The 16,561-nt window shown below is 28.7% G+C and carries 19 protein-coding genes; 12 read left to right on the top strand and 7 right to left on the bottom strand.

What is annotated here, in order from left to right:
- Nucleotides 1–41: 41 nt before the first annotated feature.
- Both ACFOWD_RS02490 and ACFOWD_RS02485 read right to left on the bottom strand, forming a co-directional pair.
- A complete protein-coding gene (locus ACFOWD_RS02490; RefSeq protein ID WP_377407843.1) occupies nucleotides 42–2,087 on the bottom strand; it encodes a M16 family metallopeptidase in 2,046 nt (681 codons plus the stop codon).
- A gap of 19 nt (nucleotides 2,088–2,106) precedes the next feature.
- Nucleotides 2,107–3,429 (bottom strand): M16 family metallopeptidase, encoded by a 1,323-nt coding sequence (locus ACFOWD_RS02485; RefSeq protein ID WP_377407841.1) that lies wholly within the window; start codon nucleotides 3,427–3,429, stop codon nucleotides 2,107–2,109.
- A 265-nt stretch (nucleotides 3,430–3,694) separates the two neighbouring features.
- Here ACFOWD_RS02485 and rplU point away from each other — a divergent pair, with 265 nt between their 5' ends.
- From rplU to ACFOWD_RS02430, 11 genes are all read left to right on the top strand, one after another.
- Nucleotides 3,695–4,195 (top strand): 50S ribosomal protein L21, encoded by a 501-nt coding sequence (rplU, locus tag ACFOWD_RS02480; protein ID WP_377407839.1) that lies wholly within the window; start codon nucleotides 3,695–3,697, stop codon nucleotides 4,193–4,195.
- A 25-nt stretch (nucleotides 4,196–4,220) separates the two neighbouring features.
- Entirely contained in the window at nucleotides 4,221–4,481 is a 261-nt protein-coding gene (gene rpmA, locus ACFOWD_RS02475) for a 50S ribosomal protein L27 (protein WP_298990115.1), read from the top strand.
- A gap of 92 nt (nucleotides 4,482–4,573) precedes the next feature.
- Nucleotides 4,574–5,806 (top strand): 3-deoxy-D-manno-octulosonic acid transferase, encoded by a 1,233-nt coding sequence (locus tag ACFOWD_RS02470; RefSeq protein ID WP_377407837.1) that lies wholly within the window; start codon nucleotides 4,574–4,576, stop codon nucleotides 5,804–5,806.
- Complete coding sequence (locus ACFOWD_RS02465) at nucleotides 5,806–6,363, top strand: YeeE/YedE family protein (protein WP_377407835.1); 558 nt, start codon at nucleotides 5,806–5,808, stop codon at nucleotides 6,361–6,363. Before ACFOWD_RS02470 ends, ACFOWD_RS02465 begins: the two co-directional genes overlap by 1 nt.
- Before the next feature lie 2 nt (nucleotides 6,364–6,365).
- Nucleotides 6,366–6,779 (top strand): DUF6691 family protein, encoded by a 414-nt coding sequence (locus ACFOWD_RS02460; protein WP_377407833.1) that lies wholly within the window; start codon nucleotides 6,366–6,368, stop codon nucleotides 6,777–6,779.
- Entirely contained in the window at nucleotides 6,779–7,768 is a 990-nt protein-coding gene (moaA, locus tag ACFOWD_RS02455; protein ID WP_377407831.1) for a GTP 3',8-cyclase MoaA, read from the top strand. Before ACFOWD_RS02460 ends, moaA begins: the two co-directional genes overlap by 1 nt.
- A gap of 145 nt (nucleotides 7,769–7,913) precedes the next feature.
- Entirely contained in the window at nucleotides 7,914–9,107 is a 1,194-nt protein-coding gene (locus ACFOWD_RS02450) for a molybdopterin molybdotransferase MoeA (protein WP_377407829.1), read from the top strand.
- A gap of 35 nt (nucleotides 9,108–9,142) precedes the next feature.
- Nucleotides 9,143–9,499, top strand: coding sequence for a four helix bundle protein (locus ACFOWD_RS02445; RefSeq protein ID WP_377407827.1), 357 nt, complete (start codon nucleotides 9,143–9,145; stop codon nucleotides 9,497–9,499).
- Nucleotides 9,500–9,524: 25 nt separating this feature from the next.
- On the top strand, nucleotides 9,525–9,998 hold the full coding sequence (gene moaC / locus ACFOWD_RS02440) for a cyclic pyranopterin monophosphate synthase MoaC (RefSeq protein WP_377407825.1): 474 nt from the start codon (nucleotides 9,525–9,527) through the stop codon (nucleotides 9,996–9,998).
- Nucleotides 9,991–11,100: an NTP transferase domain-containing protein gene (locus ACFOWD_RS02435; protein ID WP_377407823.1), complete on the top strand. Its 1,110-nt coding sequence runs from the start codon at nucleotides 9,991–9,993 to the stop codon at nucleotides 11,098–11,100. Before moaC ends, ACFOWD_RS02435 begins: the two co-directional genes overlap by 8 nt.
- Complete coding sequence (locus ACFOWD_RS02430; RefSeq protein ID WP_377407821.1) at nucleotides 11,093–12,163, top strand: ThiF family adenylyltransferase; 1,071 nt, start codon at nucleotides 11,093–11,095, stop codon at nucleotides 12,161–12,163. The genes ACFOWD_RS02435 and ACFOWD_RS02430 overlap by 8 nt, the downstream gene beginning before the upstream one ends.
- Here the strand turns inward: ACFOWD_RS02430 and ACFOWD_RS02425 are convergent, their stop codons facing one another.
- From ACFOWD_RS02425 to mutY, 5 genes are read right to left on the bottom strand one after another with little or no spacing between them, the layout of a single operon-like run.
- On the bottom strand, nucleotides 12,164–12,700 hold the full coding sequence (locus ACFOWD_RS02425) for a hypothetical protein (protein ID WP_377407819.1): 537 nt from the start codon (nucleotides 12,698–12,700) through the stop codon (nucleotides 12,164–12,166).
- Nucleotides 12,688–13,239, bottom strand: a complete 552-nt coding sequence (gldD, locus tag ACFOWD_RS02420) for a gliding motility lipoprotein GldD (protein ID WP_377407817.1) — start codon at nucleotides 13,237–13,239, stop codon at nucleotides 12,688–12,690. Before gldD ends, ACFOWD_RS02425 begins: the two co-directional genes overlap by 13 nt.
- Complete coding sequence (locus ACFOWD_RS02415) at nucleotides 13,232–14,560, bottom strand: gliding motility-associated protein GldE (protein WP_377407815.1); 1,329 nt, start codon at nucleotides 14,558–14,560, stop codon at nucleotides 13,232–13,234. The genes gldD and ACFOWD_RS02415 overlap by 8 nt, the downstream gene beginning before the upstream one ends.
- 18 nt (nucleotides 14,561–14,578) lie before the next feature.
- Nucleotides 14,579–15,010 (bottom strand): single-stranded DNA-binding protein, encoded by a 432-nt coding sequence (locus ACFOWD_RS02410; RefSeq protein WP_377407813.1) that lies wholly within the window; start codon nucleotides 15,008–15,010, stop codon nucleotides 14,579–14,581.
- A 44-nt stretch (nucleotides 15,011–15,054) separates the two neighbouring features.
- Nucleotides 15,055–16,092 carry an A/G-specific adenine glycosylase gene (mutY, locus tag ACFOWD_RS02405; RefSeq protein WP_377407811.1) on the bottom strand — a complete coding sequence of 346 codons (1,038 nt, stop codon included), beginning with the start codon at nucleotides 16,090–16,092 and terminating at the stop codon, nucleotides 15,055–15,057.
- Between the two features lie 130 nt (nucleotides 16,093–16,222).
- Between mutY and ACFOWD_RS02400 the strand changes: the two genes are divergently transcribed.
- On the top strand, nucleotides 16,223–16,513 hold the full coding sequence (locus ACFOWD_RS02400) for an HU family DNA-binding protein (RefSeq protein WP_298990068.1): 291 nt from the start codon (nucleotides 16,223–16,225) through the stop codon (nucleotides 16,511–16,513).
- Nucleotides 16,514–16,561: the final 48 nt, after the last annotated feature.

The following is a 16,561-nucleotide window of genomic DNA, read 5'->3' as shown; positions in this document are numbered from 1 at the left end:
CATTAAGTTTTGACTTTTTTATTTTATACTAAAATTAGAAATTATTTAAAATCTTCATCTGTTACATCAGAATTAATTTTAATTTCTTTTACTTCGAATTTTAAATCCATAGGTCCCATTTTTTGACCAATTTCATAAGGAAATAAGATACCATCTACTACTTTATAGTTTGAGTAAGTTGTTGGTATTTTAACTTCACCTTGAGGACCTTTTGCAGTTCTAACTTCTTTTGCTTTTAAACCAGTTTCATAATCATAGAATACTTCTACATCATCAAATTTAATTACGTAAAAGTTTTTACCATCAATAGGTTCAATTCTATCTAATAACCCATTTTTATAAGCTAAATCACTAAAAGGAGCCATGTTCTTTTTAGCCTTTTCTATTTGAGCTACAGGTAAGTTCATTTTTTGACCTCTTGCTTCTTGGTAACCTTGCTCACCATCAAAAACAGTTTTAGACATCACACTACCCATTACAGATATTATTTGAGATGTTTTGTTTGGTGCAGCAGCTTTAGAAGTAAGTACAATAGGTGTACCTTGTATAGTTGCATTTGCTGTCATCATTGTAGATGTAACAGCTAACACTTTATCTTTACCACCAATTGCTTCAAAGTATTTGTCTACAACAGTTGCAGCTGTTACTCCTTCAGGTATTGGTAATGTCATTTCTGGTTTTTCAGTTGGGTTACCTTCTTTATCAAAATACTTAATTACGTAATCTGTTTTTTCAAGATTCTTAAGTACGTCAATAGCTTTACCTGTAATAACAATTCTTGCTTTATTACCTTTAAAATATTTAATGGCAGCATTTTGTACATCATCTAGTGTAACTGCGTTTATGTTTTTAAGATAGTTTTCGTAATAATCTTTAGGTAAATCATTTTGTAAAATACTTATTGCATAACTAGCTACTGTACCAGGATTCTGTACGTTTCTTACAAAATTACCTACATATTTTGCTTTTGCAATATCTAATTCTTCTTGTGTAGCTTTCTTATAACGAATAGTATTTATTTCTTTCATAAATTCTACTACAGCACTATCTGTAACCATATTTCTTACAGATGCAGAAGCTTTAAAACGTGATGCATATCTACTTGCACCAACACTTGAATAAGCTCCATAAGTATATCCTTTGTCTTCACGTAAATTTTTATATAATCTACCTGTACCACCACCACCTAAAATTTGGTTTGCAAGTAATACTGCATAGTAATCTTTATCTTTCATATCTAAATCAACAGTATTGATTATAGCAACTTCTGATTGTACAGCATTAGGCATATTTATAAAGTTAATTTCTGTAGTTTCTGGGTTTGTAACTTCTGGTAAAGCTTGAGTTTGCATTTCACCTTTTTCCCAGCCACTAAATAACTTAGTTATTTGCTTTTTTACTTTTTTGTAGTTTACATCACCTATAACAACTAAATAAGCATTATTAGGTTTAAACACTTTATTGTAGTAATTTTTAACGTCATCTAGAGAAATATTTTTTAATGTTTCTTCTGACGTGAATTCTCCAAAAGGATGATCTTTACCATAGGTTAATAATCTATCAACTCTACCAGCAATTGCAGATACACTATTTTCTGAGTTTTTAATTCCATCTAAAGATTGTTTCATTTGCTTATCAAATTCTTCTTTAGAAAACACAGGATTAAAAGCAGCATCTGCCATTAATTCTAAAACTCTTGGAAAATATTTAGAAAGAGAACTTGCAAAAGCACTTTCAGAGCCAAAACCAATATTTGCTCCTAAATAGTCTACTTCTTTATCAAAATCTTCTTTAGAGATTGTTGTAGAACCTGTACCTAACAAGCCTCCAACAAAACCTGAAACTCCTTTCTTGTCACCTTCAGCCATTGGAGGGTTGTCAATATTTAAAGTAACAGATACTCTAGGTAATTTATGGTTTTCTACAACTAATACTTGTAGTCCGTTTTTTAATGTAAATTTCTTAGGTGTTCCAATATTTATTTTTGGAGCAGTACCAGATTCTGGCATCTTAGTTCTATCAACTTGAGCAGAAATACTTACTGCTAAGAACAGTAAGGTTATCATTGAATATATCTTCGTTTTCATTATTCTTCTTTTAGATTGATTATTTTTTTTGAGATTCTGGTAAGTAATCCATAACAACACGTTTGTTTTTTGCTAAATATTTTTTAGCAGCCTCTCTAATTTCTTCTTTAGTGATAGAGTTAATAATATCTAATTCGTTATTAATTCTATTTGTATCTCCACCTAATAAGTATTCTCTTGCTAAAGTAGCAGCAATTCCTTGTACATTAGAGTTAGAAGCAACAAACTGATTTTCGAATTTATTTCTTACTTTTTGTAAGTCTTCATCAGAAATTAATTCTGTTTGTAATTTTACAATTTCGTCATCAATTTCTTTTATTAATTCGTCTTTATCAGCACCTTGAGCCAATATAGAACCAATTAAATAAACACTGTAGTCTTCTAAAGGTCTAGAAAAAGAAAATGCCTGTAAAGCCATTTTTTTATCGTCAACTAATTTTTTGTATAATCTAGAACTTTTACCATTACTTAAAATAGTTGAAATAACATCTAAAACTTTAGCATCTCTTTCTTTAAAAGAAGGAGTTATAAAGCCCATACCCACTAAAGGTAATTGAATATTAGCGTCATAAACTTTTACTCTTTTTTCTTTCGTTCTAATTGGTTCAACAATTTTTTCTCTTTTTGGAGCTTCTCTTTTAGGAATAGAAGCAAAATAATCTTTTACCCAAGTCTTAGCTTCAGCTTTATCAAAATCACCAGCAACCACTAAAACAGCATTGTTTGGCATATACCATTTATTGTAAAAAGCTTGAAACTCTTCTAATTTTGCAGCATCTAAATCTTTAATATAACCAATCATTGGTCTACCATAATTATGCTTATCAAAAATTTCGTTGTAAACATCTCCATAAATAACTTTTCCATAAGGAGCATTATCCATTCGTTGACGCTTTTCTTCTTTTACAACTTCATTTTGAGTATCTACAGCTTTTTGATCAATAATAGGATGTAGCATACGCTCAGATTCCATCCATAAAGCTAATTTTAATTCATTAGAAGGGTAAGTTTGGTAGTAGTTAGTTCTATCCCAGTCTGTACTAGCATTTCCAGTACCACCTCTTGCAGATTGTATTTCACTCCACTTTCCTCTTTCTATATTTTTTGTTCCAGTAAATAATAGGTGTTCATAAAAATGGGCCATACCAGTTTTTCCATTTTCTTCATCTTTTGCTCCTACATGATACATTACATTAACTGTAACAACAGGTGCAGAATTATCTTGATGTAAAATTACATGCAATCCATTCTTTAAGTCATACTCTTCAAACTCAACTTTCTGTGCATTTGCTGCAAAAGCAAAAAGCATAACAGAAGCTAGAGATAAAATACTTTTCTTCATTAGTTTTTATTTAATTTATAAATTTCGATACTATCTGACGCAAACAGCAAATATTTGTTACAAAATAATTACATGAATTTACGTTTCTCAAAAATAAGAAAGCTTCTAGTTATTACACAGAAAAACACTATCATTTTGCTTATAAAAAAGTTAAAATTAATTTATTAGAGATGATGTTGTTAACTATTAAAAAAGATGTATATTTGCATCCGCATTTTAAAGAACAAAATGCAAGTAAATAGTATAAATACGCAAAACAAATAGTATGTACGCAATCGTAGAGATAGCAGGGCAGCAGTTTAAAGTAGCAAAAGACCAAAAGGTTTACGTTAACCGTTTACAAGGTGAAGAAGGATCAAAAGTAACTTTTGATAACGTTCTTTTAACTGATGATAATGGAAATGTAACTATTGGCGCCCCAGCTATAGAAGGAGCTTCAGTAACAGCTCAGATTTTAAGTCACTTAAAAGGTGATAAAGTTATCGTTTTCAAAAAGAAAAGAAGAAAAGGATACAGAAAGAAAAACGGACACAGACAGTATTTAAGCGAGATTCAAATAGAATCTATTGCTGCTTCAGGTGCTAAGAAAACTGCTAAAAAAGCAGCACCAAAAAAAGAAGAAGCACCAAAAGCTGAGGTAAAAGAAGCTTCTGCAGATTACAGTTCTATGACTGTTGCAGAATTAAAAGCTGTAGCTAAAGAAAAAGGTATCACTGGATACACTTCTTTAAAGAAAGCAGAATTAATAGAAGCTTTATCTAAATAATTAAAAACTTTAAAACCATTATATCATGGCACATAAAAAAGGAGTTGGTAGCTCAAAAAACGGTAGAGAATCAGAATCGAAACGTTTAGGTGTTAAAATATTTGGAGGACAAGCTGCAATTGCAGGAAATATTATTGTTCGTCAAAGAGGAACTGCTCACAACCCAGGTGAAAATGTTTACATGGGTAAAGATCATACTTTACACGCTAAAGTTGATGGTATTGTAGAATTCCAAAAGAAAAGAGATAATAAATCTTATGTTTCTGTGACTCCATTTGAGGCTTAAGAAATACAAAGATTATATAATATAAACGCTCAAACATTGTTTGAGCGTTTTTTTGTGCCATTAATTTAGGGCTAATTTGTACTTTTACATTTATGAAATTTCTCTACAATCTTATAGTTTTTAAAGTATCAATTCTTTTAAGGATAGTGGCTTTATTTAATAATAAAATAAAACTTTTTGTAGATGGAAGAAAAGAGGTCTTTAAACAAATAGAAGTATTAAGAAATCAAAATACAATTTGGTTTCATGCAGCATCTTTAGGAGAATTTGAGCAAGCAAGGCCAATAATAGAAGAAGTAAAAAACAATTACAAAAATTATAAAATATTAGTTACCTTTTTTTCTCCTTCTGGTTACGAAATTCGTAAAAACTATAATTTAGCAGATGTAATTTGTTATTTGCCTTTAGACTCTAAGTCTAATGCAAAAAAGTTTGTAGAAATTGTAAATCCAAAAATAGCAATTTTCGTGAAATATGAGTTTTGGCCAAACTTCTTAAAAGAACTCAAAAATAAAAATAGTACTACTATTTTAATTTCTGGAATTCTTAGAGAAAAACAAGTTTTCTTTAAATGGTATGGTCAATTTATGAGAAACGCATTAAATTCTTTTGATCACTTTTTTGTACAAGACAAAAATTCTAAAAAATTACTAGAAAGTATAAATTTTAAAAATGTCACTATTGCAGGAGATACACGTTTTGATCGAGTTTCAAGAATTTTAACACAAGACAACTCTATCGATTTTATTAATGAATTTAAAGAGAATAAGTACACAATAGTTGCAGGTAGTACCTGGATTCAAGATGAAGAATTGATTGTGGATTATATCAATAACCATGCTTCTAAAGAAGAAAAATTTATTATTGCTCCTCATAATATTAAAACTGATGCTATTTTAGAACTGCAAAATTCTATAGAAAAAGCTACTATTTTGTATTCTAAAAAAGAAAATAAAGAATTAACAAATTATCAAGTATTTATCATAGATACAATTGGTATTTTAACCAAAATTTACGCAGCAGCAGATATAGCATATGTTGGTGGAGGTTTAAAAACAGGATTACATAATATATTAGAGCCAGCAACTTTTGGAATTCCTGTAGTTATTGGAAATAAATACGACAAATTTAAAGAGGCTGTAGATTTAGTAGCAGCAAATGGTTGTATTTCTATCAGTAACCAAAAAGAATTTACTGAAGTCTTATTAAAATTAAAAACAGATGATGATTTTAGAAAAGAATCTGGAGCAATAAATTCAAATTACATCCAAGAAAATCTTGGAGCAACTAAAAAAATTATGAATTATTTAAAACTAAAATTATAATGGATTTTATTTTAGAACCTTGGGCTTGGTATGTAGGAGGCCCACTAATTGCGTTAACACTCTTTTTGTATTTTTATTTTGGACAAAATTTTGGAGCATCTACCAATTTTGAGACTTTATGTACAATGATTGGGGCAGGTAAAGTATCAGACTATTTTAAAAAAGATTGGAAAGAGCGCGATTTTGCAATGCTTTTTGTTATTGGTTTAATTATTGGAGGTTTTATATCTTCTAATTTTTTAATTCCGAATCAAACCATAGATTTAAACCCAAAAACCATTCAAGAATTAACAGATTTAGGTTTTACAAATGTTGCAAATCAATATTTTCCAGATGAAATATTTAGCAATGAAGCTATTTTTTCTTTAAAAGGATTTTTAATATTAATCTTATCTGGAGTTTGTATAGGTTTTGGAACACGTTATGCAGGTGGCTGTACCTCTGGTCATGCAATCACAGGTTTAAGTAGTTTTCAATTGCCATCATTATTAGCTGTTATCGGGTTTTTTATAGGAGGTATTATTGCTGTTTGGTTTATCATCCCTAATCTATTTTAATTATGAAGAACATTAAATTTTTACTTCTAGGTATATTTTTCGCAATTGTATTGAGTAAAGTGCAAGCCATTTCTTGGTATCGTTTTTATGAAATGTTTCGTTTTGAGTCCTTTCATATGTTTGGCATTATTGGAGGGGCAGTTGTAGTATCTGCAATTATTATGCAATTGTTTAAAAGCGAAAAAATAAAAGATATTAATGGAAACAAAATAACACCAAAACAAAAACAAAAAGGATTTATAAGAACACTTGTTGGAGGAACTTTTTTTGGTTTAGGTTGGGGAGTTTCAGGTGCATGTGCTGCTCCAGTTTTTGTAATTCTAGGTTTTAAATGGTTACCTGCTTTAATTATTTTATTGGGTGCATTAATTGGTACATTAATTTATGGTTTAGTAAGTAAAAAATTACCAAATTAATGAATCAGTTAATAGATAGTTTTGGTCGTCAAATAGAGTATGTGCGTTTGGCAGTTACAGACAGATGTAATTTGCGTTGTCAATATTGTATGCCTGCTCATGGAATTGATATTGTACCCAAACAAGAACTATTAACGTTTAAAGAAATGTATCGCTTAATTCGTGTATTAACAGAATTAGGAGTTAAAAAAGTGCGTTTAACTGGTGGAGAACCCTTTGTAAGAAAAGACTTTGTTGGTTTCTTAGAAATGTTGTCTTATAACGATTTGTTAGATGCAATTAATATCACAACAAATGGTGCATTAATTTCTCATTATATAGATAGAATAGAGCAATTAGAAAAAGTAAAGCATATCAATTTAAGTATAGATAGTTTACAAAGAGATAAGTTTGCTAAAATTACAAGACGTGATGTTTTTCTGGACGTTTATAAAACTTTTGAAGCGTTAGAAAAAAGCAGATTAAATTTAAAGCTTAATGTGGTAGTACAATCTGGTTTTAACACAGATGAAATTAATGATTTTGTAAGACTAACTAAAGATAAAAATGTTGCAGTTCGTTTTATAGAAGAAATGCCATTTAATGGCAAAGGGCAAAGAGATATTAAAGAAAATTGGACATTTAAAAAAATTTTAGAAGAGATAAAAACGGAGTTTGATGTTGAGGAAATACAGTCTGAAAAATCATCAACTTCTAGAAATTATAAAGTTGATGGTCATTTAGGAACTGTTGGTATTATTCCTGCTTTTACAAGAACCATTTGTAATGATTGTAACAGAATAAGAATTACAAGTACAGGAACTTTTAAAAACTGTTTGTTTGATGATGGCGTTTTCAATCTTAGAGATTTTATTAGAAATGGAGCAAGTAATGAAGATTTAAAAGCACTGTTTTTAAGTTTGGTTAAAGAAAAACCAGAAAATGGTTTTATTGCAGAAGCCAATAGAAAAGGTAATGTTTCTGAGAGTATGAGCACAATTGGAGGGTAGATGCCCATCTTAATCTTCCCAAAGGGAAGAAATACTTAAACTTGTTAACTTTTGGATTGAAAACTATGAAATATTAATAGAAAAAGTAAATCAAATTAAAAATTAGTAACAAATTCCCTCCTTTTGGGAGGGTTAGGGAGGGCTTATGATTTCAGTAGAAGAGGCAAAACATATCATTTTAAAAGCAACTCAAGAATTTGGAGTTGAAGAAACTCCATTTATCAAATCTGTTGGTAGAATTTTAAAAGAGACGATTGTTGCAGATAGAGATTTCCCGCCATTTAACAGAGTTTCAATGGATGGTATTGCCATAGATTTTATCGCTTTTCAAAAAGGTCAAAGAGCATTTACAATTGAAGGGATACAACCTGCAGGAAGTGCACAAATTTCATTACAAAATTCAGAAAATTGTATTGAGGTAATGACAGGTGCTGTTTTACCAAAGAACACAAATGCTGTTATAAGATATGAAGATGTAGAAATAAAAAATGGTGTTGCAAGAATCATGATAAATGAAGTTTTCGAATTCCAAAATATTCATGAAAAAGGAAAAGATAGAAAAGTTGGAGAAACTTTAATTGAAAAAAACATCATCATTTCAGCAGCAGAAATTGGCGTTTTTGCTACAGTTGGTAAATCTACCATTAAAGTGGCTAAACAACCTAAAATAATGATACTTTCAACAGGTGATGAATTGGTTGCTGTAAACGATAAACCTGAAGAACATCAAATTAGAAGAAGTAATGTATTTACCTTAGTTGCAGCTTTAGAGCATTTAAAAATTGAATCTGAAACTTCGCATATTACAGATGATAAGCCTATTTTAATGCAAAAAATTGCTCAGTTTTTAAACGATTATGATGTGTTGCTTTGTAGTGGAGCAGTGAGTAAAGGTAAATTCGATTTTTTACCAGAAGTTTTTGATGAATTGGGTGTAAAAAAAAGATTTCATAGAGTAGCTCAAAGACCAGGAAAACCTTTTTGGATGGGTGAAACCAATACTTGTAAAGTGTTTGCTTTTCCTGGAAATCCAATATCAACTTTTGTAAATTGTTTAATGTATTTTTATCCTTGGTATTATAAATCAGTGAGAGTTAAAACAAAAGAAGAAACTGCCATTTTAACTGAAGATATAATTTTTAAACCAAATTTAACGTACTTTTTACAAGTAAAATTAAGTGATAAATTTGGTCATACATTAGCCACACCAATTAAAGGAAATGGTTCTGGAGATTTAGCAAGTTTAATAAATGCAGATGCATTTATTCAATTGCCAAATGATAAAACTGAATTTAAAACTGGAGAAAACTATCCAATATTACGCTTTCGCAATTTTTAGTTTTTAATGTTTAATTTTGAGTTTTAACTATAGCTATGAAAGAAAGTATTGTTCAGAAAAAGAGTTTTGATTTTTCATTAAAAATTATACACCTTTATAAAAAGTTACAAGAAGAAAAAGAATTTATTATTTCAAGGCAAATTTTAAGAAGTGGAACTTCAATTGGAGCAAATGTAGAAGAAGCTTTAGCTGGTCAAAGTAAAAAAGATTTCATTGCAAAAATGTCAATTTCTTCTAAAGAAGCTAGAGAAACCAAATATTGGTTGAGATTATTGAAAGAGAGTGAACTCACTAATTTAAATGTTGATAATTTAATAAACGATATTCATGAATTAATTAGAATATTGACATCAATAGTAAAAACTTCTCAAGAAAGTTTAACTAAAAATTAAAAACTAAACACTTAAAACTATTTAAATGAGCTTTTCACATTTAAATCAAAGAAATAACCCTAAAATGGTAAATGTTTCTGATAAGAAAATTACAAAAAGAACTGCCATAGCAAAAGCAACTATGTTTTTAGGAGAGGAGATAATTTCTCATTTTACAAATGATGAGTTAATCACTAAAAAAGGACCTGTTTTTCAAACGGCTATAATTGCAGGAATTCAAGGTGTAAAAAAAACTTCAGAGTTAATTCCTATGTGTCATCCATTATTAATAAATGGTGTAGCTATAGATATTAATATTACTGATTCAGAACATATAGAGGTGCTTTGTAAAGTAACGATTGAAGGAAAAACGGGTGTAGAAATGGAAGCCTTAACTGGTGCAAATATTGCTTGTTTAACTATTTATGACATGTGTAAAAGTATCAGTCAAAAAATGGTAATTAAAGAAGTAAAATTGATTGAAAAAACTGGAGGAAAATCAGATATAAAAAATGAGTAAACATCAAAAGCATACAAATTTAGTTAGAAGAGATAATGATAATTTTGGACCTAATGAAATTGCTATTTTAGGAACAAATTGTAATACAATTTCTAATGTAGTGCATCAGATTTCTAAAAAACTCACCCAATATAAATTGGGATATTTTGATGCTTCACATGCTAAAGATGTAGATAAAAATCAACTATCAGAATATGTTTTTCATCATCAAGGAAATGTTCAAATAACAACTTCTGGAAGTATAAATAAATACCAACAACGATTAGATTTTGCTCAGTTTGATTTTGTTTTTATTAATGGAAATCATTATCAAGGAGCTAAGCAAATACTAATTTTAGATGAAGCAAAAGAAGCATCCGTTTTAAAAAGATTAGATCAATTACAAAATATTCAGTTTGTAATTAAACTAAATTCTGAAACTAATTTTTTTGATTTTTTAGAAGAAAAATATCCTCAAATCAAAAACGTAAAGTGTTACACGATTGATGAAATTGATGCTATTTCAAATCATGTTCATAATTTAATCAAAGAGAAGATAGCACCTTTACAAGGCTTGGTTTTAGTGGGTGGAAAAAGTACAAGAATGGGTACAGATAAGTCTGAACTCAATTATTTTGGAAAGCCACAAAAAGTAGTTGCAAAAGAATTGTTAGAAAGCCACAATTTAGAAACCTTTTATTCAGTTCAAAAAGGGGAAAGTGAAAATGAAATTTCAGATAAGTTTATCAATTTAGGACCTTTTGGAGGTATTTGTTCTGCTTTTCAAAAAGATCCAAATATAGCTTGGTTTGTTTTAGCCACAGATTTACCTTTTATAAATGAAGAAATAATTTCTTTATTATTAGAAAAAAGAAATCCTAGTAAAGTAGCAACAGCAATTAAAGGAAAAAGTGCAACATTTGTAGAACCTTTAATCACTATTTATGAGCCAAAAGCTTACCCAATTTTATTGCAATATTTAGCACAAGGCTATTCTTGCCCACGTAAAATGCTTATCAATTCTGATGTTGAAGTTGTTGAAATAGATGACAGCTTTATTAGAAATGTAAATACACCAGAAGAATTCAAGTCAGCTAAAAATGAATTAGCTAATAATGGATAAAAACCAACTTTTTAAACGTCAAATTACACTTTCTGAAATTGGTGAAGAAGGACAGCAAAAGCTTCAAAATACATCAGTTTTAGTAGTAGGTTGTGGAGGTTTAGGAAGTCCTATAGCTGTATATTTGGCTTCAAGTGGTTTAGGTAAAATTCATTTAGTAGATTTTGATACTGTTGATGAAACTAACCTACATAGACAAGTTTTTTACGCATTAGATGATGTTGGAAAACCTAAGGCAGAAGTGTTATCTAATTTTATAAAAAAAAGGGCTCCTTTTACTGAAGTTAGTTTTACAAATAAGCCCATAACTAAAGATAATGTTTTTGAGTTAATTAGTGGCGTTGATATTGTGGTTGATGGTACAGATTCTTTACCCACAAAGTATTTACTAAATGATGCCTGTGTTATAAAAAGCAAACCACTAGTTTATGGTTCTTTATATAAATTTGATGGCTATGTAGCTACATTTAATGTATTACAAAAAGAAGGTAATTACTCTACAAATTTAAGAGATGCTTTTCCAGAAATGGCCACAGATATTCCAAATTGTTCAACAATTGGAACCTTAAATGCAATTGTGGGTATGATAGCAACAGCGCAAGTAAACGAGGTTTTAAAATTAATTACAGGTATTGGAAAACCTATAATAAATGAATTGTTAATTTACAATGCTTTACAAAACACACAATTAAAAATGAAATTGAAGTCCGTTTTTACTAAAGATAAAATTGCAAAACTTTTTAAAGCACAGACTTATTTTGATTTGGCTTGCTCTTCACAAAATCCAGATTGGCAAATTTCGCCTAAAGCATTAAAAGAGAAAATAGGGGAGCAAAATTTAGAGTTAATTGCTGTATTACCAAACCTAAAATTACCATTTAAAGTAGATAAAACTATACCAATTCAACAATTTGATGCAACTAAAATAGAAGTCGATTATGCTAAAACTTATGTTATGGTTTGCCAACGTGGATTTAATAGTTACAGAGCAACAGAAAAAATGAAAAAAGTTTATCCAGAGTTAAATGTTTTAAATTTAACAGGCGGAATTTCTAGCTATTAATTACTTTATAAATTCATAAAAAAGAATAGAAGTTTCTTTTGTTTTTGTAGCTATTGTATAATATGATTGTATAAAAAGGTTTAGTTTTAAAATCCTCTCATTTTTATTATTATACATGGTAAAGATTAAGTCATGTTGAGTTTTTCTTTTTTTTAAATCTTTATAATTTTTCCATTCTTCTGGGTCTTTATAGTACTTTGTAGTTATGTTACATATAAATTCAAAATCAGATCTCTTATTTTTATTTTTTGGAGCATTAGAAATATCATTAGCAAAGTCTTTTTTGTTAGAAAAATTAAATTCAGACCCAACTTTTATTTTTTCTTTGCGTAATGTTTTTTTTAAATCTTTAAATAATTTTGTATAATAATTTCCTAGATGACCAGAGTCATTAAACACAAATATTATTGATTTTGGAGATGTATAAAAATCTGCCTTAAAAGAATTTACAATAGTAACTTGTTCTTTAAATTTATCAGACTGTGCGTAAGAAGAGATTGTTAAAGATATAAAAAGCAATAAAATTATTTTTCCCATTCTAAAGTTTCAACCAATTTTAAAATATCTTCTTTAATATATTCAACTGCAGGTAAAATAGAATCGTAATTTGGTCTTGCATAGAAATACAAAGATCCTTTTACAAAATTATTAGTACTGTCTGTTACATGAAATTGTAAGTTAGAGGCTGCATTACCAGTAATTTCATATAAGCTACCAAAAACTCTTTTATCTTTATTTACAAAGTCTTTAGGTATAATTTGTTCTGCTTTTACTGCATGTTTAAAAACTAGTTTTTCTGCTTCTGTTAATAGTTCTTTTAAGTTGTTTTTAATAGGTCTGTAAGTGATATCTATAGACGCTTTTAAGTCTGGATATTTAATTTTTAACCAATTGTTGGGTTCATTTACAACAATAGTGTTATTGGCTACTTTAAAAGTAAAAGGTCTTTGTAAAGATAATTGAGTATAAGATTTATTAGGGTACTCTAAACTTAAATAAGCTTTTGGTTTTGGTAATGTATCTTCTTTACAAGAACTAAAAATAGTTAGCATAAATAAAAAAAGTAGCTTACGCATTTCTTGTGGCTTTTATTTGTTTTATGCGCTTTTTATCTAACGCTTCTATTGTAAACGTATAATTTTTGAATATTATTTTTTCACCTTTTTTTGGGAATCTTCCAGAGATTTCTAATAAAAAACCTGCTAATGTTTCACTTTCTCCTTTTTCTTCCTCAAAAATAGCTTCGTCTTCGTCATCTAATACCTTACAAAAATCTTTGATTGTTGTTTTTCCTTCAAAAATATAATTGTTTTCATCAATTTTTGAATATTGTAAATCATCATCATCAAACTCGTCATTTATGTCACCTACAATTTCTTCAATAACGTCTTCTAAAGTAACCAATCCACTTGTACCTCCATATTCATCAACTACAATAGCTAAGTGGTTTTTACGGGCTCTAAAATCGTCTAGCAAATCGTCTAACTTTTTATTTTCTGGCACAAAATAAGCTTCACGTAATAAGTTTTGCCATTTAAAATTTTTCTTATTTAAATGGGCTAATAAATCTTTAGCGTATAAAACACCAACAATATTGTCTATACTGTCATTGTAAACTGGATTTCTAGAATATCCGTTTTTTAAAATTTTATCAAGAACCACTTCATATTCTTCATCATCAGATAATGCAAAAATGTCTATTCTAGGTTTCATAATTTGCACTGTTTCTGTGTTTCCAAAATTTACAATACCTTCAAGAATTTTTTGCTCATCTTTTGTTGTTGCTCCTTCAGATGTTAATTCTAATGCTTGAGATAAAGTTTCTACTGAAAAGTTTGAGTTTTTATTACCTAATTTTTTTTCTATAAACTTTGTTAATGTAATTAATGGTAAGCTAAAAGGAGTTAAAATTAGATTTACAAAATTGATGAATTTAGCCATTAATTTAGAAAAGCTTAATGCATTTCTAGACGCATAAACTTTAGGTAAAACTTCACCAAATAATAGAATTAAAAAAGTAACTAATATTACTTCTATTAAAAAACGAATAGGTAATGAAAAGAAATATAAATTCATTTCATAATCGAAATCACCAAATAAAGTTTCTGCTAAAGAGGCAAAAAGAAGTACAATTAAAATATTTATAAAATTATTAGTGATTAGTATAGTAGCTAATAATTTTCTAGGTCTTTCTAGTAAAGTAACTATTATGTTGTCTTCTTTACCTTCATTAGAGAGTTCGTTTAAATCTGATTGCGAAAGCGAAAAAAAGGCTACTTCTGTCCCAGATATTAATGCAGAACAAATTAATAGCACAATTAATACAATAGCATTTATTGATGTTAAAAAATCAAAAGAGAGTAAAAATGTTAATAATAGTTCAGGATCTGGATCCAAATTTTAAAAATTTAGTTACTAAAATGGTAAATCATCATCTTCTTCTTGCACTACAGATTTTGGAGTAGTAGAAGGCTGTTGATTTTGTTGAGGTGACATTGGGTTTTCGTTGTTTTTCTTGTTAGATAGCATCGTCATTTCATTTACATGAACTTCTGTAGCATAACGTTTTACACCATCTTGTTCCCACTGACGATTTTTTAATTTTCCTTCAACATAAACTTTATCACCTTTTGTCAGGTATTTTTCGCAGACTTTTGCAAGTCCATTTCTAACCACAATATTGTGCCAATCTGTATTTGTAATTTTTTCTCCAGTTTGTTTATTTGTATAACTTTCTGAAGTTGCAATAGGAAAACGACCTACACAATTTTGATCATCAAAATAATGCATTTTAACATCATCACCTAAATTACCAATTAAAATTACTTTATTTATTGTACCTGCCATAGCTTTTTTATTTCTAATCAAATGTAAGAAAAAATATCAATTTTTTAAGAGAGATATTCTTCTAAAAAATTCGAAATTAATACTGGTACTGGATAGTTTTCTATAGCTTTCCAATCAATATTTGCATCTTTTTGATGGTTTAACTCTATAATCCAAAACTGAGTATGTAAATGTTGATGAGATAATTTATGCACAACTTCTTTTTTATTAAATAATGAAATTGAAACTTCATTTGGAAACATTTCATTAAACATTTCAGAAGAAATCAAGTCGTTCTTATCTATGCTTTTTTCACTTTCTAATAATGGAAATTGATATAACCCTTGCCAAATGCCTTTACCTTTTCTTTCTTTTAAAATGGTTTTATGATCAGCTGTTTTAATCACTAAAAAATTAAAATATCTATTTTTTATTTTTAGTTTCTTTTCTTTTACGGGTAGTAGGTCAATTTTGTTTTTTTGAAAAGCAACACAGCTATCAGCAAAAGGACAAAACAAGCATAATGGTTTTTTGGGCTTACATTGTATAGCTCCAAAATCCATAATAGCTTGATTAAAAGTACCTGATTGAGAATCATCAATTAAAGATTGAGCCAAAGCTTTAAATTCTTTAATACCTGCTGATGAATTTATTGGAGTATCTATACCAAAATATCTAGAAAGTACTCTATATACATTGCCATCTACAACAGCAGTTGACTCATTAAAACACATAGAAGCAATAGCAGATGCTGTATAATCACCTACACCTTTTAGTTTTACAATTTCTTTATAGGTCTTTGGAAACTCACCATTTAATTCGTTTACGATGTATTTTGCTGAAAAATGTAAATTTCTAGCTCTAGAGTAATATCCTAAACCTTGCCATAATTTTAAAACAGTACTTTCTTCTGCATTTGCAAGATGATTTACAGTTGGAAAAGCGTCAATAAATTTTAAATAATAATCTAAACCTTGAGCAACTCTTGTCTGCTGAAGTATAATTTCTGATAACCAAACATGATATGGATTTTTAGTTTTACGCCAAGGTAAATCTCTCTTGTTTTGTAAGTACCATAGAATTAGTTTATTAGAAAAAATCATTCAAAAAAAATAGGTTTGCAATATTAACTATAAAAATCATAACAAATTTAATATTTATTGTTTTCGGAATTGATTAATTATCATATATTTGCATCCGCATTTTTGAAATTAAAACAATAAAAATAAAGACATGACGAAAGCAGATATCGTATCAAAAATTTCAGACAAATCAGGAATTGAAAAAACAGACGTTTTAGCAACTGTAGAAGCATTTATGGCTGAAGTTAAAGATGCATTAGAAAGTGGTGAAAATGTTTATTTAAGAGGTTTTGGAAGTTTTATTATAAAAACTAGAGCCGAAAAAACAGGTAGAAACATATCTAAAAATACTACAATTAAAATTCCAGCGCACAATATTCCAGCGTTTAAACCAGCAAAAACATTTACTGAAGGAGTTAAAAACAAAGTAGCTGTTAAATAGTATAATAGTAATCTAAGCTTTAAAAAGTTTAAAAAAACACAAGATAAT

Origin of the sequence: Polaribacter marinivivus (genome assembly GCF_042651285.1) — a bacterium.
In the GTDB taxonomy this organism is placed as follows: Bacteria; Bacteroidota; Bacteroidia; order Flavobacteriales; family Flavobacteriaceae; genus Polaribacter; species Polaribacter marinivivus.
The sequence above is the reverse complement of the archived record's forward strand: the minus strand, read 5'-3'. Positions and strand labels throughout refer to the sequence as shown.